This window comes from Shewanella colwelliana ATCC 39565 (assembly GCF_000518705.1).
GTDB classification, from domain to species: domain Bacteria; phylum Pseudomonadota; class Gammaproteobacteria; order Enterobacterales; family Shewanellaceae; genus Shewanella; species Shewanella colwelliana.
Genome location: NZ_KI912480.1, coordinates 121,362 through 134,306 on the forward strand (window position 1 = coordinate 121,362; position 12,945 = coordinate 134,306).

The following is a 12,945-nucleotide window of genomic DNA, read 5'->3' on the forward strand; positions in this document are numbered from 1 at the left end:
CTCCTATCTCACCGAACTAAATAACGTATTAAATATTTCATTGGCTGTGGTCATGATGCGTGCCGAGGCTTGATAAGCCTGTTGAAAGCGCATTAAGTTGGCAGCTTCTTCATCTAAATTAACCCCTGACTCACTCTGAACTCGGCTATACGCCTGAGAGAAAACCGCTTCCGCACTACCTAGTGCGACCTGGGCAGCCTTAGATTTACCACCCACTTGTAATTTAGTGTTCTCATAAACATCTGAAAGTGTTGCGCTACCACCAGCCATTAATTTAGCTTCATTCAATTTGGCCATAGCAACGGCATTACTGTTATTGCCCTCAGCAGAGGAAAGCTCAAAGGTAAAACGGTCTGCCAAAGCGCCTGTGCTACTTTGCACATCAAAGTTCATTCCAAACGCATCGATCGTTGGCGCTGTATAGGTTCCAGTTCCTAATGAAGTGCCTGCTACATCAAATGCTTCATAACTGTTGGTCGTCGTATCGATTTCAAAGGTAATTTGAGCACCAACGCCAGGAAATCCTGGGGCAGATGCATCCATTGCGTTCAATGTGATCGCAGTATTACCTGAATTAGTTGAATCAGCCGTAATGGTAGGCCCTGCTGCCGCAATACCTTTAGGGTCGGTCATCACCACAGATATTCCTGCTGCCGCACCAGAAGTTGGGCGAATTTCAAATCGGTCCCCAGATGCAAACGCCCCTGAATCAATGTTAATGGTAAAGCCGTCACCCCCACTAAGTTCAGTGCCATTTAATGTTAGTGGCGTTACGTTGCCGTGATTGTCTGTTAATTCATAGGTTGCAGGAGCCGTAAAACTAAGTTCATAGCTTTCACCTGTTAACGCACTCACGTCATCGATATTTACCCTAAGCGCCGCGTTACCTGTGTTATTGGCAAAGTCACCCACTCGTCCCACAGTCATTTTTGGGTCATTGATATCTAAAAACAAATCTGATCCTACTTGGCCATTGAGATCAAAACCTTGCGATTGGGCTTCGTTAAATGCATCCGCAACCCCTAAGGCCAGTTGACCAAGCTCCAGTTGCGCAGGGATCAATGTTTCGTCTCTGAACTCAAACAACGCCCCTAAACTGCCGCCCATTTTGGCAGGATCAATCACTAAACTTTGAGCACCCGCTGATGTGGTAATTCGCAATTCACCTGGATAGGGGTCACCTGTGGTAGACCCCATCTGCATAGATACTTCGCCAGACACTAACATTACCGCGCCGCCAAGCATGATACTTTTTGCACCTGATTCCAGTGGGATTACATTAACTTGTGAATATTCGCTTAACTCTTGAATGAGTGCATCTTGCTTGTCGAGTAACTGTGAATCATTACCCTGGGATTTCATTAACTCTTGGTTGAGGTGGCCAAGCTCGTTACTGATCTCATTAATCCGATCGGTGATCGCCGAAATCTGATCGTTTGTTTGCTTCATCTGACCATCAAGATGAGATTGCATCTGGTTAAGGGCTGTGGCCAATTGGCCGGCATTACCTAATACGGTACCGCGAATACCGATATCATCGGGTAAATCAGCAAGGCTATTGAGGCCCGCAAACAGATCATTTAGTCCTTGAGGAACAGCCTTACCAATTTGCGAAAACAGTTGGTCGAGCTCGCCCATCTTAACTTGAGTCGTTTCAGCTTGGCTGACAGCGGTTTGCCCAATCCGAAGCTCGCGCGCAGCATAATCGTTATAGATGCGTTTAACATCGGTAATATAGGTGCCAGCACCATAAAAACTGTTGCCAAAACGCTGTGACTCTAAGCTAGATTGCTCTGCGACCTGACGATGATAACCTTGAGTATTGGCATTGGTGATATTATTACTCGTCACAGCCAATTGAGACTGCGAGGCTAATACCCCGGTGCGCGCGATGTTGAGTAGATCCATTGACATTAGCCAACACTCCTTAAATTATCACCCGTTATTGCCTGGCACATCATGGCGTCACCTCCGACGCAGCCGCTTTAATATCTTTGGTCACCGACTGCAATACTTTCATTACTTTGTCTGCGTACTTAGGATCTGTCGCATACCCAGCATCTTGTAACCCTTTAATAAAACGCTCAGGGTTTGCAGCCTGCTTAACGGCCTCTTGATACCTTGGTCCCTCTTTAATAAAAGAAACAAAGTCATCAAAGCTCTGTTTGAAATCCTCATATACGCGAAAATCTGCACGCTGCTTAACCGCAACACCTTGCTCAAACTCCAATGTGCTCACACCCGCTTTATCACCCTGCCAACGACGGTCAGCTTTAATATTAAAAAGGTTATTGCTGGGCTCACCATCGGCGCGGCGGATCATCTTTTGCCCCCAGCCCGTTTCCAGTGCCGATTGTGCAATGAGCACTTCTGGCGTCGTCCCTATTGCTTTAGCCGCTTCCTGTGCATGAGGATATAGCGCAGTAATAAACGCCTCACGACTCTCAAATCCCTTGTTGCTCGCTTGCGATGGCAACACTTTGCCGCTCATCACATCATCAATGACATGATTGGCCCTTGGCTCGGCTCGTTTAGCCATTGTTAGTTGGTCAAGGCTCGGTGACATCATATTGACGCCCGATGTATTTGGAATATTGCCTCTGAGTACCGAGGCGGGGGTCATGGCACTGGTCTCGGGAGAGAGTTGTTGCACCATTAAGTCCGCTAGGCCTAACATCCCTTTATCAGACAGGTTCACTGACATCTGCTGATCGTGCATCTGCTCGTAAAACTTGGTGTATTGACTGTTCATCGGGCTGTCAGACTCAAACACTGCATTGGCATCTCGCATGCTTTTCATCAGCATCTGCACAAAGATCCCCTCAAACTGCTGTGCAACTTCTTTCAGGGCTGCCTGGTCATCTTTTTGCGCTTTGGCACGTAGGGAGTCTAGGCCCCCTATGTCCAAAAAGTGTGATGAGTTTGACAGCTTATCCATAGTCAGTCCGACAGAAATTAGATGATGATAAGTTCACCATGCAAAGCTCCTGCCACCTTTAAGGCTTCAAGGATTGCAAGGACATCAGAAGGCGCAGCGCCCACTAAATTGACCGCTCTGACGAGCTCATCAAGTGTGGTGCCTGGATTAAAGAGGAACATACGATTATCTTCTTCAGATACATCGAGAGTACTGTCACTGGTCACAACCGTATTACCACCAGCAAATGGGTTTGGCTGTGAAACTTGGGTGGCCTCAGCAATTGTCACCGTTAGTCCACCATGAGTCACAGCAGCTGGCAGCAAGCGAACATCTTTACCGACGACAATCGTGCCAGTACGAGAATTCACAATCACTTTGGCAGATTCAGAAGCTGGCTCCACTTCGATATTTTCAAGCGTTGCTAAAAATGACACGCGTTGAGAGACATCTCGCGGTGCACTCACCTGCACTGATGCCGCATCTAAGGGACGCGCCATGCCAGGACCGAGTAGTTCATTGATTGCATCGGCTAATCGCTTGGCAGTAGAGAAATCAGCACGGCGTAAATTAAACGTCAGGTGATCGCCAGTAGAAAATGGCGTTGCGACTGTTCGCTCAACAATGGCACCGTTAGGAATACGGCCAACCGTAGGTGTATTTTGAATGACTTTAGAACCATCTAAGCCTTCAGCACTGAAACCACTCACCACCATACTGCCCTGTGCGATAGCATATACATTACCATCGACCCCTTTGAGGAAGGTTTGCAGTAATGTTCCACCACGAAGGCTCTTTGCCTCACCTAGGCTCGACACAGTCACATCTAACGTTTGCCCAGGCTTAATAAAAGCGGGCATATCGGTATGCACAGCAACAACTGCAACGTTTTTAACTTTAGGCCTAAAGTTATCAGGGAGGTTGATACCGAAATTTTTCAGCATCGTCTTAAATGTCTGCTCAGTGTAACGGGTTTTTTCACCCGTTCCCGGCAAACCAACCACTAAGCCATAGCCAATCAGTTGGTTGCTACGTACCCCTTGTACATTGGCAATATCTTTAATTCGCTGGGCAGCACTACCGGCTGAAAACAGCACGAGTGCTACCGCCAAAATCATCTTCATTTTCATGACATACTCCTTAGAAAGGCCACCAACTACTCATGAAAAACTGACTTAACCAACCCACTTTTTGAGCATCAGCAAATGTGCCAGTGCCGCTGTATTGAATACGAGCATTGGCGACGCGCTGGGAGTCAATGGTGTTATCAGGTCGAATATCTTGAGAGCGAACAATGCCTGTGACGCGGACAAATTCATCGCCATTATTAATGGTTATCCACTTTTCGCCACGAATGACTAAATTGCCATTATTGAGCACCTGCATCACATTTGCTGAGATGCTGCCCGATAGGCTGTTACTCTGATCCGAATCAGACTCACGCTTAGTATTCATGCTATCTTTATAACGCAGGTCAATCGGTTGCCCGCCAATGGTGACGTTGCCACCGCCCGCATAAATAGGATCGAGTGTTAAGTCAGAGCCCTTCTTAATTTCATTATTGGCACTTTTTGATGCTTGGGTTGATTCTTGTAAAATCACCGTAATGATGTCGCCGACCTTGAGCGCCTTAATATCTGAGTAGAGACTCGATGCCTGACTATCTTGATACATAGACCCAGTGGCCGCGATTTTCGTTGGCGGCGCCTCTGGATAAACCGGCGCGTAATAAGGATCATCCGCTATTGGCTTATTATTGGTAGAATTACAACCAACCAAGATAACTGCAGCGGCGAAAATGAGGTACTTAGTCATAATAAGCCTCTACAAATTCTGATTAACATAAGACAACATCTGATCGACGGCCGAAATCACTTTTGAGTTCATTTCATAAATGCGTTGGCTTTCAATAAGGTTTACAAGCTCTTCGGTAACATTCACGTTTGACGTTTCCAACGCCCCTTGGCGAATAGCCCCCATACCGTCAAGTGAAGCTGTTCCCTGAATAGGTGTACCACTGGCTCCGGTCTCTGTGTAGAGGTTCTGTCCCATTGGATCTAAGCCGCTTGGATTAATAAAATCAGACATCTGCAACTGACCAACCACTTGATTTTCAGCGGTGCCCGGTGTTTTAACCGAGACTTCCCCTTCTGATGATACGGTGATACTGATGGCATCATCGGGAATGGTGATCGCAGGTTGCAGCACATAACCTGAACCAGGCGTTACGATTTGCCCTGTATCATCCAAAGTGAACTGGCCGTTTCGGGTATAAGCCGCTGTACCATCTGGCATCTGCACTTCAAAAAATCCTGGACCTTCAATCATCAAGTCCAGCGAATTATCGGTGGTCAGCATATTGCCTTGGGTAAACATCTTCTGGGTGGCGACCACTTTGGTACCAGCACCAATATTTAAACCGTTCGGCAGTTTGGTATTAGAAGCACTTATACCACCGGCTTGGTTAACAGTCTGATATAACAGATCTTCAAATACGGCACGGCTTTTCTTGTAACCAACAGTGCTAGCATTTGCCACATTGTTGGAGATCACCGAGATATCTGTTTGCTGGGCATCTAAGCCAGTCTTACTAATCCATAACGCGGGATGCATAATCTATCTCCTAACTAATGCGCATTAATGACGAAGAGGCTTGATCCATCTCTTCGGCGGTTTTCATCATTTTGACTTGCATCTCAAATTGGCGTTGCAAATCAATCAAAGACACCATCTCGTCGACAGCGTTAACATTACTGCCTTCTATTGCACCACTCTCTATCGATACAAAAGGATTGGCTGCGGCAACTTCGCCAGAGATTTGACGAAACAGTCCGTCTTCACCTCTCATCAGGTTTTGATTGCCCGGATTAACCAGTTTAATTCTGCCCACCTCTTCAATCACTTCAGCAGTTGAACCCAATGGACGGACAGAGATCACGCCATCTTGGGCAATCTCAATTTTTTCAATAGGAAGCGGTAATACAATTGGACCCGCGTCACCCATAATAGGGTTGCCACGGTCATTGCGAAGTAAACCAGTGGAGTCAAAACTTAAGCTACCTGAACGCGTATAAGCTTCGCCGCCGTCGGCACCCTGTACCGCGAGCCAGCCATCGCCTTTCACGGCGATATCCAAATCCCGACCAGTGGTTTTAATCGGACCATGGCCAAAATTAGCTGACGGACTTTCTGTCATAGAAAACACACGGGTCGGCAGACCTTCACCAAAAGCCTGCATAGAGCGCGCTTGCTCTAAATCCGACTTAAAGCCGTCGGTATTGGCATTTGCAAGGTTGTTAGCTCGCACTGCCAGCGAATTCATATTCTGCTTGGCGCCACTCATGGCGACATAGAGTAATTTATCCACTTGCTGCTCCGTCAATGTTTCAACTAAAAACTGTCTAATAACAGTACAAAGCAAACATCATGCCAACAAAGGTTATCGTCTAACGGTTAAATACAAGCAGATAGAAGGAATAGAGGAAGGGATAAATGAAAAAGCGGAAATGTGTTGCCGTGGCGGCAACACATTCCATTATGTTAACTAAGCAATTAGCGGATCTGTAGCACTGTTTGCTGTAGCGTATTGTTCACTTCTAGGGTTCTTGAGTTTGCCTGGAAATTACGCTGCGCCGAAATTAGGTCAACAAGCTCTGTGGTCAAGTCAACGTTCGACTGCTCAAGTGCAGATGAGCGAATACTACCAAAGGTACCACTATTAGCTTCACCCGCCAGCGCAGGACCAGAGTCAAGGCTCTCTTTCCAAGAGGTATTACCTGCCTGTGTTAAACCTTGCTCATTAGAGAAACGCGCCAGCGCAACACGTGCTAAAGGCACTGTTGAACCATTACTATAACTTGCGTTAATCAAACCATCTGCACCGACTTCTACGTTAGTCAAACGACCCACTGTCGTCCCGTCTTGTGTCAACTCAGTGACCTCAAATGGTGACGAGTATTGTGTCGGGTTGTTAAAGTTAAGCGTTAACGTCTGTGTACCATCGGTACCAGGACCGAGTACGTTCGCTCCACCAACGCCCAGTTGCTCTGTGGTAATAATCGCTGGATCGCTCCCAGTATAGGCACCGGTATCATTGAATGAAATCGTTGACCCCTTCCAACCGCTGGCATTAACCGCTGTGCCTGTAGCATCAGCCACGCCATCACCAGTTGTGTCACGACCGTAAGTACCAGCAGCGCCCGCTAAGTCGACCTGTTTACCATCCACTGCGTAGAAGGCAACCCAGTTACTTTCGCCAGTGTAGGCAGCTTCTGGTGGTCGAACGAAATAGGAGGTTAAGATATGAGGCTCACCCAATGAATCATACATAGTCACTGAGGTTGAGTTATTAAAGGTGTCTGGATTGTTGGGATCAAATGCGGCTGGATCTAGCGTCGCTTCACCCGCATTCAGGTTCATCTGAATGCCGATGTTTTCGGTTTTTTGTGGGCTGCCCGCCGTGTCAGGAATCTTAACAGGCTGAGTGGTCGTTAAACTCACCGATGTCGAATTACCGTCTTTATCAACTGGGAAAGTTTGTAAAAAATTACCCGCTGAGTTAACTAAGTAACTGTTTGCATCAACTTTAAATGCGCCTGCACGTGTATACGAAAGGTCTTGAGAGCCCACTTCAGAAGAGGTCACAAAAAAACCACCGCCGTTAATCGCCATGTCGAGTGCATTATTGGTAAACTGCAAACTGCCCTGCTGGAACTGCTGCGCAACCTGTGCCGTCGTCACACCACCACCAACAATCGTTTTGCTGTTAGCAAAGATTGAATTAGCATATACATCGGCAAATTCCGCACGGGATTCTTTAAAACCGACAGTATTAACGTTAGCAATGTTATTTGCCGTGGTATTGAGATCTTTCTGTGATGCTGAAATACCACTCAATGCAATGTTAAATGACATAAATCACCTCTTTAAAATTTAAAAAATCGTGTTGGACCTTATGCCCTAACTGTTGCTTATCTATGTTTCAGACACAGCAAGTACATCACCAAGTTTAATACCACCAATGCCTCTGAGGTTTAATATCGCCCCAGTGCTAGCGGTACCCAATGAAACACTCGTTACATGTGCATAGGTTGAAACGGCCAAGTCTTGACTCTCACCATCTACTCGTCCGCTCGCCTTAATTGAATAATTACCGCTGGTAACAGGCTCACCATTTTTATCTAGACCGTCCCAGGCAATATCAATATTTCCTCCGGCACTGCCATCGACAGTATAGGTTTTAACTAATTGCCCTTTTTCATCCTCAATACGTACCGTAATGGTGTCGATAGCCTCTGGGGTGCTGATGATCCCTTTGAGCGATGGATCTTCAGCCGATATATGTCCGGTATCTGAAGGAATCAGGACTTTCTGCCCCACAAGCCCCGAAGCTTGCAATGCCTGGCTAGAGGTCATCACAGTATTGAGATTAACAATCTCTTCATTGAGCTTGGTAATGCCATCGACCGTTGAAAATGATGCCATTTGTGCAATCATTTGATCATTGTCGACGGGTTTAAATGGGTCTTGCATTGACAACTGCTGACTCAATAATGAAAAGAAATCCTCTTGGGTCAGCTCTTGGCTTTTGGCTTCAGGAATACTTGATTCTTCTGGCAAACGAATACCATCAAGAAACGGATTGCCTGTCGTCTGTGTCTGCGTCGTCGTACTGCTGTTTGCAGACGCCCCGCTTGACGATGCAGGTGCTATCCCTTGTCCACTTGTACCTTGAGTACTTAAAGGGGACTGGCTGCTTAGTGGGTTAATGAGGCTCACTACCTACCTCCTAGGATTTGCCAATTCGTAAAGTCTGCTGAAGCATAGATTTCGCCGCTTCAGCTACTTGTACGTTCATTTGATAAGAACGTGATGCAGAGATCATATTTGCCATCTCCTCCATCACATTCACATTGGGCTTATAAATAAACCCATCTGCATCCGCCAATGGATGATCTGGCGAATACTCTTTTTGTAATGGTTTATCACTTTCTACAATACCGGCAACTTTTACCGACTGTGATGTTTGTTGCTGATGGCTTGCTTTGGCCATCTCAGCTTCAAACACTGGGTGGCGGGCGCGATAGGTTTGATCTATGCTGCTGGACACTGAATCAGCATTAGCGATATTACTGGCAGTAGTATTCAGACGTATCGACTGCGCCGACATACCTGAACCTGCAACATTAAAGATATTAAATAAGCTCATCACTAATTTCCTTTAAGTGCTTTTTTCATGCCAGCAAATTTGCTGTCTAGAAAACCCAAAGACATCTGATACTCAAGCGCATTTTGCATAAACTCAGATTGCTCTTGTTGAATATCAACCGTATTACCATCGCCCGTGTCGGGCTGATTGGGTACGCGATAACTAATATGTTGCTGCGACAACGCTGCCAAATCGAAATGTTTACTATCACTTTTGCTCATGGAGAGGCCGCCTTGAGTGGTCCTTGCTGCCTGAAGCGCTTTGTCAAAATCCAGATCTTTGGCTTTGTAGTGAGGTGTATCGGCATTAGCGATATTGGACGAGATCACTTGAGCACGGGCAGAACGTATACCTAACGTATACTGATGCACTCCTAATGCCTTATCAAAATTAATCGCCATAAAATTGCCTCCTCATACAGATGCAATAAATAAAGCAATAGTCATGCCAAAAAAGTATTAGGTGAGCATTATGATGAAGGAGGAATATTCAGCCATAAAAAATGCCAGTAAATTACTGGCATATACGACGAAAAATCAAAGATAAAATGTATAAAACTATGTAATTATGTACGCTTTTGGTAATAGATGCCTGGATTACACCGTACCATGTCAAACTCTTCGGTTAAGCCAGCGATTGACTCTGATGCGCCTAAAAACAGGATCCCTTTAGGGTTAAGTGCGGCAGCAAATTGCCGCAGTATTTTCGCCTTTGCCTCAGGCGCAAAATAGATCAGTACATTACGGCAAAAGATAATGTCAAACTTACCCAGCAAGGTATAACTCTCAAGCAAATTGTGGGCCCTAAAATTAACGAAGCGCTTAACGTTTGGCTTGACCATCATAGTTCCACTGCCAGTCGATTCAAAAAACTGCCGCTTACGCTCATCTGATAGTCCGCGACCGAGAGCCAAATTATCATACTCAGCCGTTTTACAGCGTTCTAGCATTGACGGTGACAGATCGGTCGCCAAAATCGACGCGCTGCCAGGCAAGGCCCCCGGTTTGCGCTGTTGATACTCTAATATGGTCATTGCCAAAGAATATGGCTCTTGACCAGACGAGCAGGCCGCCGACCAAATTTTTATGGGACGACCAAGCCGAGAGTATTCAGGCAACAAGGTATTGGATAATAACTCAAACGGATAACGGTCCCTAAACCACAATGTTTCATTGGTGGTCATGGCATCGATGACTTCAGCCCTTAACTGACGCTCAGTAGGCTTCATCGAATGCTTTACCACCTCTGACAATGAGGGTAGATTGTATTTCCCCATTAATGGGGCAAGGCGACTGCGAACCAAATATTGCTTATTGTCTCCCAGCACGATACCGCTGTGCTGTTCAAGAAAAAGCCTAAATTGATTGTACTCTGCTTCAGCAAGTGATTTATTCGGCACCCTGATATCCCAATATCAAAAAGAAAACACGCTACAAGTTACACTATAGCAAGCGTTAAAGAGCTGTGCGTTATACATGAGCTAACTCATTGATACAACCCAAACTCTTCAAAACTAGTCCGAAATAACAATGACTTCAAACTAAAGACTTAAGTGCTTATTCACTGCAGCTGCTAGCTCATCTGGATTAAACTTGGCAATAAAATCATTGGCGCCGACCTTTTCGACCATGGCCTGATTAAATACACCACTCAATGATGTATGCAACACGACTTTAATATCCTTGAGTTTCGGATTATCTCTGATCTCTGCGGTGAGTGTGTAGCCATCCATTTCAGGCATCTCAATATCCGAGATAATCAACGGAATCTCGGTCGCTACATTATCCATCTCAGCCGCTACACTCTTCAGCTTTTCTAATGCTTCTCTGCCATCTTTAGCAGTGTCAATCTGCAAACTTAACGATTCAAGCGCACGAATAATCTGCTTGCGCGCCACCGCCGAGTCGTCAATAACCATAATATGGAAATGACGCTCTCTATCTATAGTCAGTTTCTCATCAACTTCCTGACTTATCTTAGTCTTAACAGGAGAGATTTCATCAAGGATCTTCTCAACATCCAAGATTTCAACTAGTTCGCCTTCAATTTCAGTGACCGCGGTCAAGTAAGAGTAACGCCCAGCCCCTTGAGGCGGTGGCAATATCGCTTCCCAGTTCATGTTAATAATGCGCTCAACAGACTTAACAAGGAAGCCCTGAACACTTCGGTTGTACTCGGAAATGATGATAAAACAATTCGCGGTATCTTCTATTGGACGGCCACCAGTCGCGGCACTTAAATCAATTACCGATATTGTTTGTCCACGGATATGAGCCACACCGCGAACAAATGGGTTTAGCTTAGGAAGTCCTGTTAATGGTGGACATTGTAATACTTCTTTTACTTTGAATACGTTAATACCGAACCTTTGCCGCCCATTTAACTTAAACAACAAAAGTTCTAAGCGGTTTTGTCCAACAAGTTGGGTACGTTTGTTAACTGATTCAAGAATACTCGACATAATGCCTTTGCCTTGTTGCCCTGTGAATGCTTACCTGCACTCATCCATATTAATGAGTATAGGCATACTAATTGCTTTATCTACCTATATGACAACCAGACCTCAAATTTGTCAAATTTATGACACTAATTTCTATCAAAAAATGTCAAAGATTCAGGTCGCCCACAAAGTATAGGTGTAATCTGGCTAATCAAGCTAGTCTATTCAATATGAAAGTAAAATTAATATGCTTCTTAATCGTTTCACTCTCCATTGCGCCAGTCATCGCCGCAGAAGAAGCGAGTGTGCCTTCTTTATCGACCATCTCACGTTTAGCTATAGCGGTTGTCGAGGAAAAGATAACCGCACCCAGTAATGCAAAGGTTAAAATTAGCCCCCAAAGCCTAGACAATAGGCTATCACCACCGCTTTGTAATTCTCCCCTCACTGCCGAAATAGCCAGTGATAGAGCGATTAGTCGCAATAACACAGTCAAAATTAGTTGTGATACCGCCAGCTTGCAATACCCATGGCAAATATTTATTTCTGTCCGAGTCGATATATTATTTCCTGTAGTGGTAGCCACAGATACACTAGGTCCAGGTGATCTTATCAGCGCAGACCAGGTGACATTAGCTTACGTTGAGCAAAGCACCCTTAGAGGACAACAATTTGATGCGGTTGACAACGTCACTGGCACCCGCGTTAAACGCAGAATAGCGCCAAACCAACCCATCTTTAGCAGCAACCTCTGCTTTGTGTGTGCTGGTGACATGGTTTCAATCTACGCGCGCTCAGGTAACTTTGAGATAAAAACCACAGGGGAAGCGATCAGAGACGGTAATTTGGGCGATAGAATTCAAATAAAAAACAGTAGCTCACATAAAACTATAGATGCCATCGTCGTTGGCGTGGGCAGTGTGGAAGTTAGAATGTAAGATAGGTGATTTTAATTGCAGGAAAATCTATACTAATTTAAATTTTTTGTCTAAAGCTTTAAGAATAAGTGCCGATACACAAGTATGTTGATCTCATTTACTCAAATTGGAATACAAAATGGCTATTGATATTAAGCACGTAAATACGGGCACACATAATAGAGTTGGCACCTCTTCAGCTAATAAATCACAGCAGAGCTCAAGCCAAGCAGCTGGTGCAGCGGCTCAAACGGTTAAAGGTGATTCAGTTTCAATCACGTCTCAAGCGCAGCAACTTCAAAGTGCACAAGCTAAGCTCAATGATATCCCAGAAGTGGATATCAAAAAGGTAGAAGAAATTAAAGCTGCCATTGCTGAAGGTCGTTACAAAATCGACGCAGAAAAGCTGGCAAGTAACATCGAACAGTTTGAAAATGAATTAAGGGATCTCAATTAAGCGTTT

The 12,945-nt window shown here is 45.3% G+C and carries 14 protein-coding genes; 2 read left to right on the forward strand and 12 right to left on the reverse strand.

The window, feature by feature from the left end; all coding sequences use genetic code 11:
- Positions 1-3: 3 nt before the first annotated feature.
- The 12 genes from flgK to L876_RS0118935 form a co-directional block, all read right to left on the reverse strand.
- Entirely contained in the window at positions 4-1,914 is a 1,911-nt protein-coding gene (gene flgK / locus L876_RS0118880) for a flagellar hook-associated protein FlgK (RefSeq protein WP_028765223.1), read from the reverse strand.
- Between the two features lie 43 nt (positions 1,915-1,957).
- Positions 1,958-2,938, reverse strand: coding sequence for a flagellar assembly peptidoglycan hydrolase FlgJ (gene flgJ / locus L876_RS0118885; protein ID WP_028765224.1), 981 nt, complete (start codon positions 2,936-2,938; stop codon positions 1,958-1,960).
- Between the two features lie 17 nt (positions 2,939-2,955).
- Entirely contained in the window at positions 2,956-4,047 is a 1,092-nt protein-coding gene (locus tag L876_RS0118890; protein ID WP_028765225.1) for a flagellar basal body P-ring protein FlgI, read from the reverse strand.
- 10 nt (positions 4,048-4,057) lie between these two features.
- Positions 4,058-4,732 carry a flagellar basal body L-ring protein FlgH gene (gene flgH / locus L876_RS0118895; protein WP_028765226.1) on the reverse strand — a complete coding sequence of 225 codons (675 nt, stop codon included), beginning with the start codon at positions 4,730-4,732 and terminating at the stop codon, positions 4,058-4,060.
- Between the two features lie 9 nt (positions 4,733-4,741).
- Positions 4,742-5,530 (reverse strand): flagellar basal-body rod protein FlgG, encoded by a 789-nt coding sequence (flgG, locus tag L876_RS0118900; RefSeq protein WP_028765227.1) that lies wholly within the window; start codon positions 5,528-5,530, stop codon positions 4,742-4,744.
- A 10-nt stretch (positions 5,531-5,540) separates the two neighbouring features.
- Positions 5,541-6,284, reverse strand: coding sequence for a flagellar basal-body rod protein FlgF (gene flgF, locus L876_RS0118905; RefSeq protein ID WP_028765228.1), 744 nt, complete (start codon positions 6,282-6,284; stop codon positions 5,541-5,543).
- Between the two features lie 185 nt (positions 6,285-6,469).
- Complete coding sequence (gene flgE / locus L876_RS0118910; protein WP_028765229.1) at positions 6,470-7,831, reverse strand: flagellar hook protein FlgE; 1,362 nt, start codon at positions 7,829-7,831, stop codon at positions 6,470-6,472.
- A 60-nt stretch (positions 7,832-7,891) separates the two neighbouring features.
- The gene (gene flgD, locus L876_RS0118915; RefSeq protein ID WP_028765230.1) at positions 7,892-8,695 is read right to left on the reverse strand and encodes a flagellar hook assembly protein FlgD; all 804 of its coding nucleotides are present in this window, start codon (positions 8,693-8,695) and stop codon (positions 7,892-7,894) included.
- Between the two features lie 10 nt (positions 8,696-8,705).
- A complete protein-coding gene (gene flgC / locus L876_RS0118920; RefSeq protein ID WP_028765231.1) occupies positions 8,706-9,125 on the reverse strand; it encodes a flagellar basal body rod protein FlgC in 420 nt (139 codons plus the stop codon).
- Between the two features lie 2 nt (positions 9,126-9,127).
- The gene (gene flgB / locus L876_RS0118925) at positions 9,128-9,526 is read right to left on the reverse strand and encodes a flagellar basal body rod protein FlgB (RefSeq protein ID WP_028765232.1); all 399 of its coding nucleotides are present in this window, start codon (positions 9,524-9,526) and stop codon (positions 9,128-9,130) included.
- Between the two features lie 164 nt (positions 9,527-9,690).
- Positions 9,691-10,530, reverse strand: a complete 840-nt coding sequence (locus tag L876_RS0118930; RefSeq protein ID WP_028765233.1) for a CheR family methyltransferase — start codon at positions 10,528-10,530, stop codon at positions 9,691-9,693.
- A 135-nt stretch (positions 10,531-10,665) separates the two neighbouring features.
- Positions 10,666-11,586, reverse strand: a complete 921-nt coding sequence (locus tag L876_RS0118935; RefSeq protein ID WP_028765234.1) for a chemotaxis protein CheV — start codon at positions 11,584-11,586, stop codon at positions 10,666-10,668.
- Between the two features lie 209 nt (positions 11,587-11,795).
- Here L876_RS0118935 and flgA point away from each other — a divergent pair, with 209 nt between their 5' ends.
- Positions 11,796-12,503, forward strand: coding sequence for a flagellar basal body P-ring formation chaperone FlgA (gene flgA, locus L876_RS0118940; RefSeq protein ID WP_028765235.1), 708 nt, complete (start codon positions 11,796-11,798; stop codon positions 12,501-12,503).
- A 118-nt stretch (positions 12,504-12,621) separates the two neighbouring features.
- A complete protein-coding gene (gene flgM, locus L876_RS0118945; RefSeq protein WP_028765236.1) occupies positions 12,622-12,939 on the forward strand; it encodes a flagellar biosynthesis anti-sigma factor FlgM in 318 nt (105 codons plus the stop codon).
- Positions 12,940-12,945: the final 6 nt, after the last annotated feature.